The following is a 17265-nucleotide window of genomic DNA, read 5'->3' as shown; positions in this document are numbered from 1 at the left end:
CTGATCTTCGGAAAGGTCCGGACATAGCGCGCGAATATCGTCCACCCCGTCATAGGCGAACCGGATGGCGCCAGCGGTGTAGCGTGAATTGCCGCCATTCTCGCCCTCGGGGGCGCATTCCAGCATGAGCACGCTCGCGCCTTTTTCGCGCGCCGCGTGCGCGGCACAAAAGGCTGCATTTCCAGCACCGACGATGATGGTGTCCCAGGTCGTCATGTTTTCAATCCTTTTTCGGTGCATTGAACAGGTCCTTGCGCAGCGTCATCAGTGCGCCGGGATCAATCTTGCCCTGGATAACCGTAGTCTCATTGCTGGCAATGGCCGTGGCCAGCGCGGGCCCCATCTCGCCCGGGCCGTTCACCCAGATCCCCTTGCCGCCGCAAAGTTCAGCAAATTTGTCAAAACGTGGCGACCGGATTTCAGCGCCAAGCAAGCGTCCGCCAAAAAATTCTTGCTGATAGGCTTTCTCGGCCCCCCATGCTTCGTTGTCGAGAACGACAATCACGATCGGCAATCCGTGAGAGACGGCCGTTTGGATTTCGATCAATGTATAACCGATGGCACCATCGCCCATGAGTGCCACGACCGGGCGATCCGGAGCGGCGGCCTTGGCCCCGATGGCAGCAGCCAAGCCGAAACCGACCAGCCCGAAGTCCAGCGGCGTGATCAGGGACATGGGTGCATAGTGTGCCAGGCGGTCGGCGGCCTGCAGGCAGGTGTTGCCCGTATCGAGCGTTACGATAGCGTTCTCAGGCAGCATGGCACGGATTTCCGCCAAAGCCCGACGAGGATGCATGGGCCGCGAGGCAATCTGCGCTTCGCTGGCCCGTTCCGCAACAAGGCTGGCCATGTCCGTCTTGAAGGCAGCGCGCCACTCATCAGCGTCGGGCTTTGATGCGGTCGCGGTCAAGGCTTCGGCGGTCAGGCGTGCATCCGCCTGCACTGCGACTTCCACCGGGAAGTACCGCCCCACTGCAGAACCTTCAATGTCAACATGCGCGATACGCGTGTCAGCCCCTATGTATTCGTTGCTATGGAACGTGGAGTTGAATCCCAGCCGAGCACCCAGCACGACCATCACATCGGCCTCTTTGGTCAGACGGCTGGCCACCCAGTTGCCACGCGGTCCGGCCTGACCGGCAAACCATGTGTGGCCGTGGCGCATGACATCGGCGTGACCCGTCGAAGCAACAACCGGCACCTCCAGCTTTTCCACCAGCGCGGTCAGAACGTCGCGGCCCTTGCTCCACTTGAAACCACCACCTGCAAAGATAACAGGGCGTTTTGCCGAAGAGAGCAGCCGGGCAATCGCATCCACATCCTCCGGAGCAGCAGGTCCCGGTCTGGCGATGTTGACTGGTTTCGGATCGAAGGCCGGCACTTCGTCCGCGCACAGATCGCGCGGAACATGCAATACAACCGGCCCGCGCCGCCCGGAATTGGCCAGCCGGATTGCATCCTCGAGCATCGGGACCAGCCGGGAAGCATCGGTCACCATGACAGATCGCTTGCAGATCGGTGCGAATAGGGCGACCTGATCGACCTCCTGAAACGTGTCCTTGGCCTGATCTGACCGCGTGATTGCCCCGGCGATAACAACCATCGGAGAATAGGCCAAATGCGCCTCGGCCACGGCGGTGACAAGGTTGACCACACCCGGCCCGGCCTGCGCGCCCAGCACCACGCCGGGTTTGCCGGTCATCCGCGCCCAGGCATCCGCCATGTGACCCGCTGCACGTTCATCCCGCGCACCCACATAGGCGATCTCGCCGCCTCGGAACATCGCGTCGTAGAGCTCCAGCATCGAACCACCCAAAAGCCCAAAGACGGTGTCGATACCGTTGGCTTTGAAAACGCGGTAGACGGCCTCGCCGCCATTGATCGTGGCCATGGCTTACTCCTCGGATCGGGGGCGCAGGTTTTGTGGGTCGAAGATTGCCTCGTGGTGAATGGTGACGGGAATGGACCGGTTCAGAATCTGCACCGAAAGTCCTGACCGGGCTGTTCCCTTGCGGACGAAAAGCCAACCGAGTGATTTTTCGACGGAATATCCGTATCCGCCCGACGTTGTCAGGCCCACCGGCTTGCCGTCCAACAACACCGGCTCACCACCATGAATATCGATGTCCTCGGCGTGAAGCTCGGCGTACAGAAGTTCCCACCCCGGCTTGCGGGCCAAAAGAGCATCACGGCCAACGAAATCTCGCCCCTCGGCGCGCACGAAACGATCCAACCCTACATCGAACGGGCCGACATCGGTGGTGAGTTCACCGGAAGCCCGAAAGGCTTTCTCCATCCGCATACCATTGAAGGCATAAGAGCCCAGATCGGTCAGCCCATACTTTTCTCCGGCAGCAAACAGCTCATCGTACAGCTCGCCAATACGGTCGAAAGGCGCGTGAAGCTCCCATCCAAGCTCACCAACAAAGGACACCCGCAGCGCATAACAGGGTATACCTGCAACCGAAATTTCCTGTCCCGACAGCCAGGGGAAGGCAGCGTTGGACAGGTCGACCTCGGTAAGGTCCGACAGAATACGCCGCGAGGCCGGGCCGGAAAGCGCCAGCATGCCCCAATCGGCAGAGCGGTTGATCATGGTCACGTCTTCGCCGGGGTGAATATGCGACTTGATCCAGTCGAAGTCCGGCTTGGCGCGGGCGATGGGCGAGCCTGTAAAATAGCGATCTTTGGCAATGCGCCAGATTGTGATCTCGGTCTCGAACTGGCCCATGGGCGTGAGCAGGTGGTTCAAGCTGATCCGCCCGTCACGCGCCGGGATCGTGTTCGCGGATAACCGCTCCAGAAGCGCGCCCGCATCCCGGCCCGTGATCTCGAACTGGGCAAACGCGCAGAGGTCGATGACGCCGGCCGCCGCGCGGGTCGCCTTGGCCTCGGCCTTGGCATTTTGATGCCAGGGTTGATGGCCCCAGCCGATCTGTTCAACCTCTCCGCCATTTCCGAAATAGCGCGGCCGTTCCCATCCTGCGACTTCACCAAACACCGCACCCTTGGCGGCCAGCCGGTCATAGAGCGGATGACGCCGGACCGGGCGCATGCTTTGGAACTGTTTGCCCGGACATGGCGTATCGTGTCGGCGCATGAACTCGTCTTTGGTGCGCTCAATGATGAAGGTGTCGCTGGCAAATTCGCCATAGCGACGCGGGTCCATCGAGCGTGTGTTGATCTGGGCCGCGCCATGCACCATCCAGTCGGCAAGCACTTTGCCCGCACCGCCGCCCCAGGCCAGCCCGATGGACGATCCGCAGGACAACCAGACATTCGGAGCACCGGACGGACCGACCAGCATGCCCCCATCGGGCGTGTGCGTGATCGCACCACGCACCACGCGCTTTATCCCGAGGTTGGCCAGTACCGGCATTTTGCCGAGGGCGATCATCAGGAAATCGCCAATCGAGTCGTAGTCCGCCTCGAACAATTCATTTTCGGCAGTCCACGGCGCACCCCGTGGCATTTCCCAGATCGTCGGGCACGTGTGACCCTCGTAGATGCCGATCAGCCCCGATTGCTGTTCTTGCCGAACATAACCGCCAAATGCATTGTCGCGCATCACCGGCAGTTCCGGCCGCCCCTGAAACTCGGGCACAGTGTCGGTGACCAAGTAGTGATGCAAGCACGAGACCGAGGGGATTCTGAGCCCGAACCACTCGCCCACCTGATTGGCGTAGGACCCTGCGGCGATAACCACATGCTCGGCCAGAACATCACCATTTTCGGTCCTCAGCAGCCACATGCCCCCCTTGCGGCTGGCGCCGGTCACCCGGTTGTGGCGCTCTATCTTGGCTCCTCGTGCCCGCGTCGCGGCGGCCAGCGCCATCGTCACGCCTGAGGGGTCGATATGCCCATCCTCGAAGGTCTGGACCGCAGCCTTGACGTCATTGATCTTGTAAAAGGGATTACCCCTGGCGACTTCTTCTGGTCCGACAAGTTCCATCGGCAGGTCCAACAACTTGCCGACCCCCATGATGGATTTCATCCAGTCCACCTCGTCGTCGGTAGTGGCGATCCGAAAGCCGCCGACCTCGTGCCAACCGATCGACTGGCCGGTTTCCGCTTCGGCACGTTTGTAGATTTCGATCGAGGTCTTGTTGATCCAGCCCATGATGCGGCTGCCAACTGCATGGGCGATCTGCCCCGCTGCATGCCAGGTCGAGCCGCTGGTCAGCTCCGCCTTTTCGAACAGAATCGTATCGGTCCAGCCATTTTCGGCCAACTGGAACTGGGCCGCGACACCCATGATGCCGCCGCCGATTATTGCCACCTGCGTGGTGCGAAGTGCATCGGTCATTGGAACGCCTCCTTGGCGGGCTTCAAGGAGGCCCGGGCCGCAAAACGCTGGCAGGCAATTTCGACCTCGAACCCATCAACGATGCCCTCGCATGCAAGCCGCTCCAGAGGTGCGGAAACCATGGCCAGCGCCACCGAACGCCCAAAACGGTAACTCCATGCTGTCGAGGTGATCTGACCAACAACCCGGCCCTCGAAGTAGATCGGTTCGTCGTGGAGCGGGATCGCAGCCGGATCATCAAACAAAACCGAAACGATCCGTCTGTTAGGGTCGTCGCGTGCCAGCGCATCCTCGCCAACAAATCCGGTACCGAATGCACAGAACGCCTCAAGCCCCGCTTCTTGCGACGTGGTGCCGGCGGTTAGCTCGTGCCCGAAGGCACGAAAGCCCGACTCGATTCGTAAACTGCCGATGGCGTAAAGCCCGGCATGGGTAGCACCGACCTTTGTCAGCGCCTCGTGCGCCGCCATTGCCATATCGGCGGGAATGTAGAGTTCGTAGCCGTCTTCGCCGGTATAGCTGAGCCGCCCTGCCCAGCAGCGTGCAAGACCGACTTCGACCGTTGCGAAATGAAAGCGTTTGATATCCGGTACCAGAGTGTTTGTGGTGGCCTGAAGCACCTCGCGCGCCCTTGCGCCCGCAAGTCCCAGGATCGCATAACCGCTTGTCACATCGGTGAATTCTACCCTGAACGCACCACGCAGCTCGCGCATCCGCTTCAGATCGCGCACCACTTCGCCCGCGCCGACGATCATCAGATAGGTCTCGGGCCCATGCCGCTGCACGGTCAGATCGCTTTCGATGCCGCCGCGCGCATTGAGGATCTGGGTGTAGGCGAGGCGACCTTCCGCGATATCCATCTGCGCGGCACAGAGCCGGTTGAGAAACGTGCAGGCGTCCGGCCCCTGAACCATTATCTTGCCGAACGCGCTTTGATCCAGAACGGCGGCGCCATTTCGGCAGGCGTCAACCTCGCGACCCACCTGATCGCGCCATTTCGGCACGCCGAACGTCAATGGCAGATGCGCCGCCTCGCCGCCAAAATGAAGCGCTCGTTCCCAGCCGCCCCGTACCTCGAACCTGGCATCTGCGGCCGCCAGACCTGCATGGATGGGCGACCGCCGCTGCCCACGCGCCGTTTTCATCGTGCGACCGGGATAGGGATTGTCGTAGTGGCGACCAAGAACTTCCGGTATCCGCGCCTCCAGCGCGCCCAGCACGTTCATTTCCGGGCTAAAACGGCGGATGTCGGCCTCGTTCAGCTCCATCGTCGGCTCGCCAGCGATAATCCATTCTGCCATCGCCTTGCCTGCACCGCCTGCCAATGCGATTCCTGTGGAGTTCATCCCGCCCATCAGGAACAGGCCGGGCACCTCGGGGCTTTCCCCAAGCATGAACTGACTGTCGAGCGTAAAGCTTTCGGGGCCGTTCAGGAGCATCCGCACCTCGGCCCGCTCTAGCGCCGGGATGCGGCGCAGGGCGTTTTCCATCATCGGCATGAAGTGATCCCAGTCTTCGTCCAAGAGATCAAAGCTGAAATCGGCGGGCAGGCGGTCAAGGGGCAGCCCCTTGGCATGAGGTTCAAACGAGCCGACCAGCAACCCCTCAACATCGTCGCGGGCATAAAGGTAAGCGTCCTGATCATTCAGCGTCGGCAAATGCATGCCCTTGCCCAGCGCCTGAACCTCTGCCAGCGGCTTGGTCAGTATGTAGAAATGCTCGCAGGCATAGAGCGGCATGTGAGCGCCTGCCATGGCTGCCACCTCACGCGACCAGAGTCCGCAGGCGATGACCACCTCATCTGCTTCGATTGCATGATCACCGATCTCGACCCCGCTGATCCGCCCGGCTTTTTTTCGCAGCCCTGTCACACGGGAGTCCTCATGAATCCGGACACCGCGCGCGCGCGCCCCTTTCGACAGCGCCAGCGCCACGTCCGACGGGTTCACCCGGCCATCGGCGGGCGACCAGACGGCGCCGATTACATCATCCACCCGGATCAGAGGCCAAAGCTCCTTGGCGCGGGCGGCATCCACAACTTCGGCATTCAGTCCGAATGCGCGGCCAAGCGACACCTGCCGTTTGATGTTGGTCAGACGGTCGGGATTGGTAGCAAGCGTCAACGACCCGGTCTGTGTCCAGCCGGTGGCCTGCCCGGTCTCGCGTTCCAACTCGCGATAGAGGTCGATCGAATAGTTGATCAGCCGCGTTAACGTCGCCGAAGGGCGCAGGCGGCGCACCAAACCCGCCGCGTGCCATGTCGTGCCTGAGGTCAGCTTGGAGCGTTCGAGCACCACGATATCCTTCCGCCCCTCGCGGGCCAGATGATAGGCGATGGAACAGCCGATGACGCCGCCACCGATAATGACCGTGCGGGCATGTGTGGGCAGGGGCATCAGATCACTCCATCCCGTGTCAACGCGGCGAAAACCACGTCAAATGCACCCAGTGCTTCGTCGATCAGGTCGTGCGTATGAGCGGCGGAGGTCACGCATGAAGTGTGGCTCATCAGATCGACGCCTTGCGCCAACAGGCCACCGCGCAGCCCGGCGACCAGCGCGGGCGGTACGCTGCGGATCTCCGCAGGCGTCAGGGTCAGCGGATCGGTCTGCCCGAACAGCATGTGGCAGGTCGAACTTTCGCCATAAGCCACACCGGTGATCCCCCGCTTTGCCATCAGCCGGTTGATCCCGTCGCGCAGACGCGCTGCCATGTCATCGGCCTGACGCTGTGCCACGCCACTAGCCAGATGCGGCATCGCCGCAAGCGCCCCGGCGGCAATCAGCGGCGACGCGTTAAACGTTCCCTTGTGGCTGACCGGAGGCGACAGCCCGTCACGGGTCGCAGTATTGTTCATCATTTCCATGATCTCGGTGGTCCCACAGACCGCACCACCCGGCAGACCTCCGGTCACGATCTTGGCCAGCGTGGTCAGGTCGGGCACGATGCCGTCGCGCGCCTGCCGCCCGCCAGGGGACCAGCGGAACCCGGTTATGATCTCGTCAAAGATCAGAACGGCTCCGGCCTTGCGGGCGACGTCATGCATGGCTTTCAGGCGGTCCGTGGGCAGGGGAACCGAACCATAGTTCGCACCTGATGCCTCGATGATGACTGTACCGATCCGGTCGTCCTGCAACGCGCGTTCCATCTCGTACGGATCGGCGACACAGACTTCGATCAAATCGCCGAGCGCGCCGGGAACGCCAAGTGACGTTGCTCGCTGATTACCCGTTTTCGAGCCTTTCAGCGCATGATCATGCCAACCATGATAATGTCCGTCGATCCTGAGAATACGATCCTTGCCTGACCATGCCCGCCCCAGCCGCAGGGCCAGCATGGTCGCTTCGGACCCCGAAGCGGTGAACCGTGTGCGTTCGGCGCTCGGGAACAGGCGATTTATCCAATCCGCCCACTCAACTTCGCCCTCATGGCAATCGGCGCTGAAAATCGCCTGTGCCGCCTGCATTTGCAGCGCAGCCACGACATCGGGGTGACCATGGCCCAGCAATTGGCTGGCCGATCCCATCTTGAAGTCGATGTAACGCCGCCCCTCGACATCCCATTTCTCGGCGCCTTTTGCCCTGTTAATATAGATGGGATGAGGATCGCGAAAGCGCAGTTCGTGGCTGACCCCGCCGGGAAGCGCCGCGCGGGCGCGGGTGTTGAGTGACCTGTTGCTCATCCGGTACGTCCCATCTGTGCACGTGTCAGGCGAATGTCGAATTCTTGGTGAAGGCACCGGTCCAAGGCGTCGGGGATATGAACCGGGAAATGACTGTGCAATATCTCGCGAGCTCTTTGCCGGGCCGCGTCGCCCACGCGTTTGCCGCCGTCCTTTTCCCATTCGGTGGGGGAGCGACGGTCACCGACAGCCGGATAGAAGTAATCGGATTTCATCCGGCTATACGTATGCTGTTGGCCAAGATAGTGTCCTTCGCCGCGGCACACTCCGGCAATCACATCGGCGGCAATGTTTTCAGGGTTCGCCTCGATCCCGCGAATGGTGCGCAGGATATTTCCCAAAAGGTCGTTGTCGCTGACATAGGCCGCATGGCTGACGCCCAGAAGGCTCGACATCATGCCCGCTGCCTGGGTAACGATATTCGCCCCGGCATGTGCCGCCAGGGTCACCGCCAGAGACTTTTCCGCGCCATATTGCGCGTCCAGACACTTGGAGTCGGTGATCCCCGCTATCGAACTGGTCGGCAGATCCCAGTACCGGCCCATCTGTGCCGCCCCGGCCATCAGGACGGCCTGTTCGCCGCCGCCGCCGCTCATCGAACCTGTGCGCAGGTCCGCGACCAGCGGTTTGGGGGCAAAGATGGCCTTGGCCTGCGGGTCAACCAGCCTTGCAAAAACCAGCCCGGCCAAGGTTTCTGCCAGCGCCTGCACCAGCGATCCGGCAATTGTCGCCGGGCTTGTCGCCCCCGCCTGTCCCGCGCTGATCAGTTGCACCGGGAACCCCGCCAGAATCGCGGCCTCCAGCACCTCGCAAGCATCCTGAGCAAACCGCATTGGAGGCACGACATGACACACCATGACGGTCAGAAACGGACGTGCGCGAAACGCTGCCTCTTCACCCGCAACGCGATAGCACAAGCGGGCAATATCGGGAACGTTTTCGGCTTGCGAGATAGAGATGGACACGTGCTTGGACGTGCCGGCAAGACAGGCATAGGCCGTGTTCAGGTCCATCAGTGCGGGGTCTTCGATATCCCGCGCGACCACCGGTCGGCTGAAATGGTGGATGTTTTCCATCCGATCGACGATGCGGGCTGCATCATAGAGATCGCGCAGGGTCGAGGGACGGTATGCCTGCGTCTCAAGATCGAACACCCCCGGCGCCGCGCCCCCGGTCGACATATGCACGCGCGCGCCAGAGATTCGCAGGTCGTTTTCGGGGCGTCGACCGCACAAGTCGAACTCCCGCTGCGCACCGTCGATGGCCCATTTCACCAGCGCGCGCGGGAACAAAAGCCTGCCGTCGCCAGCCAGGGCACCTCCGGCAGACCGCACTCTGTCGATCATTGACGGAGTGGCCTGGCTCAACCCCAATGTTTCCAGCAGGTTCAGCGCACTTTCCTCAACCAGTGTCGCTTCAACCGGCGACAATGGTTTGAATCTTCCGGCTTCAAGACCTGGCCAGACAGAAGGGTTGCCTTCAGGTGTTTCGACCTGCCCAAGGCGAGTCTTTCTGCCACGTCTGCGTAAATTTTCGACCATCTGGGTATAATTCCCAAGCAAGACTCAGGAATGATGATCACGCTGTCACGCTATTTACAAAGGCAGCTTACTCAGCAAATGATGAGTTGAACTCATCGGTAGACAGAATGCTTCCGTCCCTGCCCGCACTCAGAGCCTTTGACGCCGCTGCCCGCCTCGGAAGCTTCCGTGCCGCAGCTGAAGCCCTGTCGATCAGCGCTACGGCGATCAGCCACCATGTACGCGGTCTGGAAGAGCAGTTGGGTACAAAGCTTTTCCACCGTGTGGGGCGCAACGTCACCCTGAGCGAAGACGGTCAGCGCCTGGCGTCTGCGACAGGAGAAGCTTTCAGCCTGCTCGAAGTGGCGGTCGAAAGCTTCCGAGTGGGACGACGCAAAACTGTTCGCGTGGCCGCCGGGCCGATATTCACTGCAAGATGGCTGATGCCGCGGATCAGTGATTTCTGGGAAACCTATTCCGGAGTCGAGCTGGAATTTGTACCGACATATCGCCCTGGTGATCTTTCAGGCAACAACGCAGACATTGTGATCCGCTGGGAGCGCCTGCAGGACATGGCGGTTGGAGCACACAAGCTGATCGAATTGCAACCGATCGCCGTCGCAAGCCCCGACTTCATTGCCCGGTTCGGTCCCTTTGCAAGTGCCGAGGACCTGCTTGCGGTGCCGATCCTGCATCAGCGCAACCACTGGGGTTGGATCGACTGGTTTGCCGCACAGGGTATCAAGATACCCCAGCCGATGCGCGGCGCGGTATTCGAAGACGCAAATGTGCTGATACGTGGGGCCGCACAGGGTCAAGGCGCCATTGTCGGCTGGCTCCCTCTGATCGAGCAAGATTTGAAAGATGGGCGAGTAACTCGTCTGTTTGACGAACAGATCACTCCTACACACGGGTATTTTGTCGAAATTCAGGAAGAGGCAAAAACGAGACGAGAGGCACGCCTGGTCTTCGACTGGTTGATCGCCAGCAGCCAGGTTGCGCTGTAACAATGGTCTTCGGATCACTCTGACGTTCATTCAAACGTGCTGCCAAAGGATCAGAACCTGAAACGGTAAACTTATTCGATACAAACCGCCATAATGTGACTGAGATTACATACATAATCCCGCGACAAGCTCACTCTAAAAGCAAGTTATTTGTTATTGGAGCGCTTGTTATGCCCACACCCAGACGTTCCCGCCTGTTTTCAATGATCTCGAATATGTTCCGCTCCGTCCGCCAATGTGCACGGATGCAGCATCGAGTGAACCGTCACCACTAGCAGTTCCAAAGACGCATCGGATTTTCGCGTTCTATCCTGCGACCCGAAAACTATGCGCGGGTCGGCGCCCGTCTGTGAGTTCCCCGATCGAATTCACCAAGGAATGCCGGTCAATCCCGAAGTGCCGGGACAGATCGCCAATGGTGCCGGTTTGCCCGAAATGCTCCACACCGTGCGAAATCGTACGGTGACCAGCGACTGACCCGAGCCAGGCCAATGTTGCCGGATGGCCGTCGATGGCCGTGACGATCGTGCAATGTCGCGGCAGATCGCCCATGAGCGTCTCGACATGCGATCTGGCGTGGGGATTTCCGCGCGCGCGTTCGCGTTGCGCGGCGGTCCATCCGGCGTTCAAACGGTCGGCTGAGGTTACGGCCAGCACACCGACATCACGACGCAACTCGCCAATCGTACCTGCAGCGGCAATCGCCTCGTCGGCAACCGCGCCCTGATAGGCGATGACCACCGAGCAATTGGGGCCGGGCTTTCGCAGCCAGTATGCGCCGTCAATCGTTCCCTGCAAAAACGCGTCATCGACACGCTTTCCGGGCTGCTCCAGCGGCTTTGTGGTCAGCCGCAGATAAACCGACCCGCCAGTTTCATCCCGCAACCATGTCCGCTCGTCCGGATCGCCTTCGCCATCGCGTTGAAGATAGTCGAAGGCCCATTGCATGATGACGGCCAGTTCATCGGCAAAGGCAGGTTCAAAGGCCGCTAGCCCGTCCTGCGACATACCGATAAGCGGTGTGCCGATCGACTGATGCGCCCCGCCTTCTGGGGCCAGCGTGACCCCCGAAGGAGTTCCGACAATGAGGAAACGGGCATTCTGATAACAGGCATAGTTCAATGCATCGAGTCCTCGGCAGACAAACGGATCATAGACAGTTCCAATGGGAATGATCCGTTTGCCGAACAACGAATGCGAAAGACCGGCAGCGCCAAGAAGAAGCATCAGGTTCATCTCGGCAATTCCAAGCTCCAGATGCTGGCCTTGGGGGGCAAAGTTCCATTTCGCGGTAGACGGAATTCGGTGTTCGATGAATGCATCGCGCTGTTCCTGCCGTGAAAACAGCTTGCGCCGGTTCACCCAGGGCCCAAGCCCAGTGGTTCCCGTTACATCGGGCGACGTGGTCAGAATGCGGGACGCCAGTTCGCTATTCCCTTTCGCCAGATCATCCAGGATCTTGCTGAATGCAGCCTGAGTGGACATCTCCCGCCCCGTTTCAATCGAGATGCCGGGTACCGGCAGAGGCGCGTCGGAGTACCTGCGCGGCCCTTTCGCAAAAAACGGAGAACTAGCAAGAAAGCGCCGCAGGCTTGCCGGATCAGTGACGGTGGCGAACGGGTCCCACTCCTGCCCCTCCGGCACCCCCATATGGGACTGCCATTCGACCATTTGCGCCTTGGTCATCAGCCCGCCGTGATTGTCCTTGTGACCCGCAATCGGCGTACCCCAACCCTTGATCGTGTAGGCCAGAAAACAGGTCGGGCGGTCATGATCAATGGCGGCAAAGGTGCCGGCCATCGTCTCGACGCAGTTGCCGCCGAGGTTTTCCATCAGCGCGGCCAGTTCCGCATCGCTGCGCCGATTCAACAGGGCCGTCACGTCCCCCTGATCGCCCAGATCATCCATCAACCGCTGGCGCCATACAGAACCGCCCATATAGGTCAGGGCTGAATAAACCGCATTCGGGCAGGCATCGATCCAGTCTTTCAGCTGTTCGCCGCCGGCTTCTTCAAATGCCGCCCGTTGCAGTACTCCATATTTCACGCGTACCACGTCCCAGCCGAAGGCTTGGAATACCTTTTCGACCCGTTCAAACAGACCTTCGCGCACGATGCCGTCCAGCGACTGTCGATTATAATCGATGATCCACCAGCAATTGCGCAGGTCGTTCTTCCAACCCTCCTGCAGAACCTCATAGACGTTGCCTTCGTCCAGTTCGGCATCGCCAACCAGCGCCACCATGCGCCCGGTTATGGCGTCGTTCCCCCAGTCCTTGGCCTTGATGTAGTCCTGAACCAGCGAGGCAAGCGCCGTGATCCCGACGCCAAGACCCACCGACCCGGTCGAGAAATCGACGTCATCCACATCCTTGGTCCGACTGGGGTAGCTTTGCACACCGCCAAAACCGCGGAAATTCTCCATGTTCTCGCGCGCCTGATTTCCCATCAGATATTGCATCGCGTGAAAGACCGGGCTGGCATGCGGTTTGACGGCTACCCGATCCTCGGGTCGCAGCGCCGAGAAATAGAGCGCCGTCATGATCGACACCATCGAGGCGGAGCTGGCCTGATGCCCGCCGATTTTTATCCCGTCCGTCTTGGGTCGGATGTGGTTCGCGTTATGGATCATCCAATGCGACAGCCACAGCAACCGCTGTTCGATGGTTTTGAGATGCATCAGATCGGCGGTCATGATCGCGCTCCTTACTCGGCGGCAAAGCGCATGTTACGCGGCAATGCCTGATCCAGATCGGCCAGAATATCCTCGACCTCTTCCAACCCTACCGAAAGACGGATCAATCCGTCGCTGATTCCATGCTCGGCGCGTTCCTCTGGCGTATAAGTAGAATGCGTCATCGAGGCCGGGTGTTGAATGAGCGTCTCGGCGTCGCCCAGCGAGACCGCGCGCTGGATCATTTTCAGGCGGTTCATCAATGTGGTTCCCGCCTGCAATCCGCCTTCGATTTCAAACGCGATCATCGCGCCGGGTTTGGCCATCTGGCGTTCGGCCACGTCATGCTGTGCAAAGCTTTCCAAACCGGGAAAATGAACCGCAGATACTGTCGGATGCGCCTCCAGCCAATCTGCAACCACGACGGCCGAAGCGCAATGGCGATCCATGCGCAGCGCCAGCGTTTTCAACCCGCGCAGGATCAGCATCGCGTTAAAGGGTGCCATGACCGCGCCGGTCATGTCCTTCATACCCACGAGACGAATTTCCTTGATCTGCCCGGCGGTGCCGGCGACCAACCCGGCAACGACATCCCCATGACCCCCGAGATACTTGGTCGCGGAATGCAGAACGATATCCGCACCCAATTCTATGGGTCGGGTCAGATAGGGCGTCGCATAGGTGTTGTCGACCACTACGGTGGACCCGGCCTGATGTGCGATTTCGGATACTGCCGCGATGTCGACCAGCCGCATGTTCGGGTTGGCCGGGGTCTCGAAATAAACCACGCGGGTCTTGCTGCTGATTGCCTTGCGCAGATTCTCGGGATCCGTCATGTCGACATGGGTGATGGTCACGCCCCATTTGGTCAGCCCGTGACGCATATAGGCAAAGGTGCAGCCATAAAGTGTTTTGTCGACGATCACCTCGTCGCCGGGACTGAGAAGGGTCCACAAGACGGCCGTCACTGCACCCATCCCGCTGCTCAGTGCCAGACCGGCCTCGGCCCCTTCCAGCGTGGCGATGCGTTGTTCCAACAGATCACAGGTCGGGTTCGAGATACGGCTGTAGATGTGGCCCTCACGCTCACCAGCAAACATTTCACCGCCTGCTTCGGCGGTTTCAAAGGCAAAGGTCGATGTCAGGTGCAAGGGCGGCGTCAGCGCACCCTCGTTCTGTTGCGGATCATAGGCGTGATGGATGGCGCGGGTGGCGAATCCCTTGGACGTGCTCATGGCAAACCTCATATCTGTGCTTGAGGCATGATGAACCACTCTCCTAGATAATTAATTGCAAACTATGCCAGATTTAGTTATTATTTTGGCATTTTCTGCCAATGGACTCGCAAATGGACGCCAAAGACCGCCAAATCATCCGCGCCTTGCAGAAAAACGGGCGCATGACCAATCAGGACCTCGCTGAAGAAGTGAACCTATCGCCCTCACCCTGTCTGAGACGAGTTCGAATTCTCGAGTCCTCAGGGGCAATCCGGGGATATATGGCCGATGTTGACCCGACTACTTATGGTCTGCCAGTCACGGTCTTTGTCCGCATCCGGCTGGAGCGGCACAATGAAGAAGACGTGCAGCGGTTCGAGCGGCGTATCCAGATGATAGACGAAGTGCTCGAGTGCCATATCCTGACAGGCGCTACCGATTATCAACTCAGGGTCGTGGTATCGGGGCTGGACGCTTACGAGGATTTCATCCGCAATCGCATACACCCGATTGGCGGCATTGCCTCGATCGATACCAGCTTCGTCTACAGCACGGTGAAGCGGACAGCCGTGTTTCCATCGACCGATTGAACAAGAAAAACCGCCCGGCAAACCCGGGCGGCCTGTAAGATCAGTCCCTAACTCAGCCCAATATCCGCGGCAGGCGAAGTCCGTGCTCGCGGGCGCAGTCCTTGGCGATCTGGTATCCGGCATCTGCATGGCGCCAAACCCCCGAGGCGGGGTCGTTCCACAGGACACGCTCCAACCGCCGCGCGGCATCCTCGGTACCGTCCGCGCAGATCACCACGCCTGCATGCTGGCTGAACCCCATGCCGACGCCGCCACCATGGTGCAGCGACACCCAGGTCGCCCCTGACGCGGTGTTGATCAAGGCATTCAACAGCGGCCAGTCCGATACCGCGTCCGAGCCATCGAGCATCGCTTCGGTTTCACGGTTGGGAGAGGCAACCGAGCCCGAATCCAGATGGTCGCGCCCGATCACCACCGGCGCTTTCAACTCACCACTCGCAACCATCTCATTAAAGGCCAGACCCGCCCGATGACGGTCACCCAAACCGATCCAGCAGATTCGCGCCGGCAGACCCTGAAACGCGATCCGCTCCCGCGCCATGTCAAGCCAGCGGTGCAAGTGCTCGTTCTCGGGGAACAACTCCTTCATCTTGGCGTCGGTCTTGTAGATATCCTCGGGGTCGCCAGACAGCGCACACCAACGAAAGGGGCCAATGCCCTTGCAAAACAGCGGGCGGATATAGGCGGGAACGAAACCGGGAAAGGCAAAGGCGTTTTCCAGCCCTTCATCAAGTGCCACCTGCCGGATGTTGTTGCCGTAATCCAGCGTCGGAACGCCCGCGTTCCAGAAATCGACCATCGCCGCAACGTGCTGTTTCATGGACGCCCGCGCGGCCTTTTCGACCAACTTAGGGTCTGATTCCCTCTTTTCGCGCCACTGAGCCATGGTCCAGCCCAAAGGCAAATAGCCGTTTACCGGATCATGGGCGCTGGTCTGGTCGGTAACGATGTCAGGACGCATTCCGCCGTCTATCATGCGGCGGTAGATCTCGGGGAAAACCTCGGCGGCGTTGCCCAGCAGCCCAACCGATTTCGCTTCGCCCGCCCTGGTCCAGCGGTCGATCATTTCCAACGCCTCGTCCAGGGTCTCGGCCTTTTCATCGAGGTATCTGGTACGCAGGCGGAAATCGATGCTATCCGGGTTGCACTCGACTGCCAGACAGCAGGCTCCGGCGAACACCGCCGCCAGTGGCTGTGCTCCGCCCATGCCGCCCAGCCCACCTGTCAGTATCCACTTGCCCTTGAGGTTGCCGTCATAGTGCTGGCGCCCGGCCTCGGCGAATGTTTCGTAAGTGCCCTGAACGATGCCCTGCGTGCCAATGTAGATCCAGGACCCGGCGGTCATCTGGCCGTACATCATCAGGCCCTTCTTATCGAGCTCGTTGAAATGATCCCAGTTGGCCCAGTGCGGCACGATGTTGGAGTTCGCGATCAGCACGCGCGGCGCGTCCTTGTGGGTGCGGATAATCGCAATCGGTTTGCCGGACTGGACGATCAGGGTCTCGTCCTCTTCAAGATCCTTGAGGCTGGCCACGATGGTGTCGAAGTCATCCCAGGTGCGCGCCGCGCGTCCGATGCCGCCATAGACCACCAGTTCATGCGGGTTCTCGGCCACGTCCGGGTGCAGGTTGTTCATCATCATCCTGAGCGGCGCCTCGGTGACCCAGCTTTTTGCATTCAACTCGGGGCCGGTGGGGGGATAGACGTCGCGGGTATTCTTGCGCGGATCGCTCATGACTGGGCTCCTTTTTCGGTCAGATCGCCCGACAGGGCGAGGTCGCGGAGGTGTTCAAGCATCGCTTTCAGATGCGGTCGAAGGGTTGCGGCACGGTCCTCGCGCCAACTCCAGGGCGGGGTTTCGTCCAGATAGGCGCGCTGGGCGATCTCCATCTGGATCGCGTGGATGCCTGTTTCGGGGCGACCATAGTGGCGCGCTGTCCAGCCGCCCTTGAAACGGCCATTGAGCACCGAGCTGTATCCTGTGGCCGAGGAGGCTATGCCAACCACCGCCTTCTCGATCAGCGGATGACAGGTCGCGCCATTGTTGGTGCCGGTATTGAATACGGGCAATTCGCCATCGAACAGGAACGGGATCAACGAGCGGATCGAGTGACAGTCGAACAGGATCGCCGTGCCGTACCTTGCCCGCACCCGATCCAGCTCCTGTCTCAGTGCCGCGTGATACGGCGCATGGTATTTTTGCCGCCGCTCTTCGACTTCGTCCGCCGATGGCTCCTGCCCTTCGGTCCAGATCGCCCGCCCGTCGAAAT

12 protein-coding genes are annotated in these 17265 nt (G+C 60.4%); 2 read left to right on the top strand and 10 right to left on the bottom strand.

Features of this window, described 5'->3' with window-relative positions; all coding sequences use genetic code 11:
• From AC2FLX_RS20120 to AC2FLX_RS20095, 6 genes are all read right to left on the bottom strand, one after another.
• Positions 1 to 216, bottom strand: a 216-nt coding sequence (locus tag AC2FLX_RS20120) for an FAD-binding protein (RefSeq protein WP_496875514.1), incomplete at its 3' end; no start/stop codon positions are given.
• A 4-nt stretch (positions 217 to 220) separates the two neighbouring features.
• Positions 221 to 1891 (bottom strand): thiamine pyrophosphate-binding protein, encoded by a 1671-nt coding sequence (locus AC2FLX_RS20115; protein WP_496809803.1) that lies wholly within the window; start codon positions 1889 to 1891, stop codon positions 221 to 223.
• Positions 1892 to 1894: 3 nt separating this feature from the next.
• Complete coding sequence (locus tag AC2FLX_RS20110) at positions 1895 to 4306, bottom strand: FAD-dependent oxidoreductase (RefSeq protein ID WP_496809804.1); 2412 nt, start codon at positions 4304 to 4306, stop codon at positions 1895 to 1897.
• On the bottom strand, positions 4303 to 6702 hold the full coding sequence (locus tag AC2FLX_RS20105) for a GcvT family protein (protein WP_496809805.1): 2400 nt from the start codon (positions 6700 to 6702) through the stop codon (positions 4303 to 4305). Before AC2FLX_RS20105 ends, AC2FLX_RS20110 begins: the two co-directional genes overlap by 4 nt.
• Positions 6702 to 7988 (bottom strand): aspartate aminotransferase family protein, encoded by a 1287-nt coding sequence (locus tag AC2FLX_RS20100; protein ID WP_496809806.1) that lies wholly within the window; start codon positions 7986 to 7988, stop codon positions 6702 to 6704. Before AC2FLX_RS20100 ends, AC2FLX_RS20105 begins: the two co-directional genes overlap by 1 nt.
• Positions 7985 to 9529 carry a trimethylamine methyltransferase family protein gene (locus tag AC2FLX_RS20095; protein ID WP_496746603.1) on the bottom strand — a complete coding sequence of 515 codons (1545 nt, stop codon included), beginning with the start codon at positions 9527 to 9529 and terminating at the stop codon, positions 7985 to 7987. Before AC2FLX_RS20095 ends, AC2FLX_RS20100 begins: the two co-directional genes overlap by 4 nt.
• A gap of 107 nt (positions 9530 to 9636) precedes the next feature.
• Between AC2FLX_RS20095 and AC2FLX_RS20090 the strand changes: the two genes are divergently transcribed.
• Positions 9637 to 10515, top strand: a complete 879-nt coding sequence (locus AC2FLX_RS20090; RefSeq protein ID WP_496809807.1) for a LysR substrate-binding domain-containing protein — start codon at positions 9637 to 9639, stop codon at positions 10513 to 10515.
• Between the two features lie 306 nt (positions 10516 to 10821).
• Here AC2FLX_RS20090 and AC2FLX_RS20085 read toward each other — a convergent pair whose 3' ends face one another.
• Positions 10822 to 13209, bottom strand: coding sequence for a thiamine pyrophosphate-binding protein (locus tag AC2FLX_RS20085; RefSeq protein ID WP_496809808.1), 2388 nt, complete (start codon positions 13207 to 13209; stop codon positions 10822 to 10824).
• Positions 13210 to 13220: 11 nt separating this feature from the next.
• Entirely contained in the window at positions 13221 to 14423 is a 1203-nt protein-coding gene (locus tag AC2FLX_RS20080; RefSeq protein ID WP_480748869.1) for a methionine gamma-lyase, read from the bottom strand.
• Positions 14424 to 14536: 113 nt separating this feature from the next.
• Between AC2FLX_RS20080 and AC2FLX_RS20075 the strand changes: the two genes are divergently transcribed.
• Complete coding sequence (locus AC2FLX_RS20075) at positions 14537 to 14995, top strand: Lrp/AsnC family transcriptional regulator (protein ID WP_480748870.1); 459 nt, start codon at positions 14537 to 14539, stop codon at positions 14993 to 14995.
• 52 nt (positions 14996 to 15047) lie between these two features.
• Here the strand turns inward: AC2FLX_RS20075 and hutU are convergent, their stop codons facing one another.
• Complete coding sequence (gene hutU / locus AC2FLX_RS20070) at positions 15048 to 16730, bottom strand: urocanate hydratase (protein ID WP_496809809.1); 1683 nt, start codon at positions 16728 to 16730, stop codon at positions 15048 to 15050.
• Positions 16727 to 17265, bottom strand: a 539-nt coding sequence (locus tag AC2FLX_RS20065) for an N-formylglutamate amidohydrolase (protein WP_496875513.1), incomplete at its 5' end; no start/stop codon positions are given. The genes hutU and AC2FLX_RS20065, both read right to left, overlap by 4 nt.

Source organism: Ruegeria sp. YKSF57, from assembly GCF_059612585.1.
The sequence above is the reverse complement of the archived record's forward strand: the minus strand, read 5'-3'. Positions and strand labels throughout refer to the sequence as shown.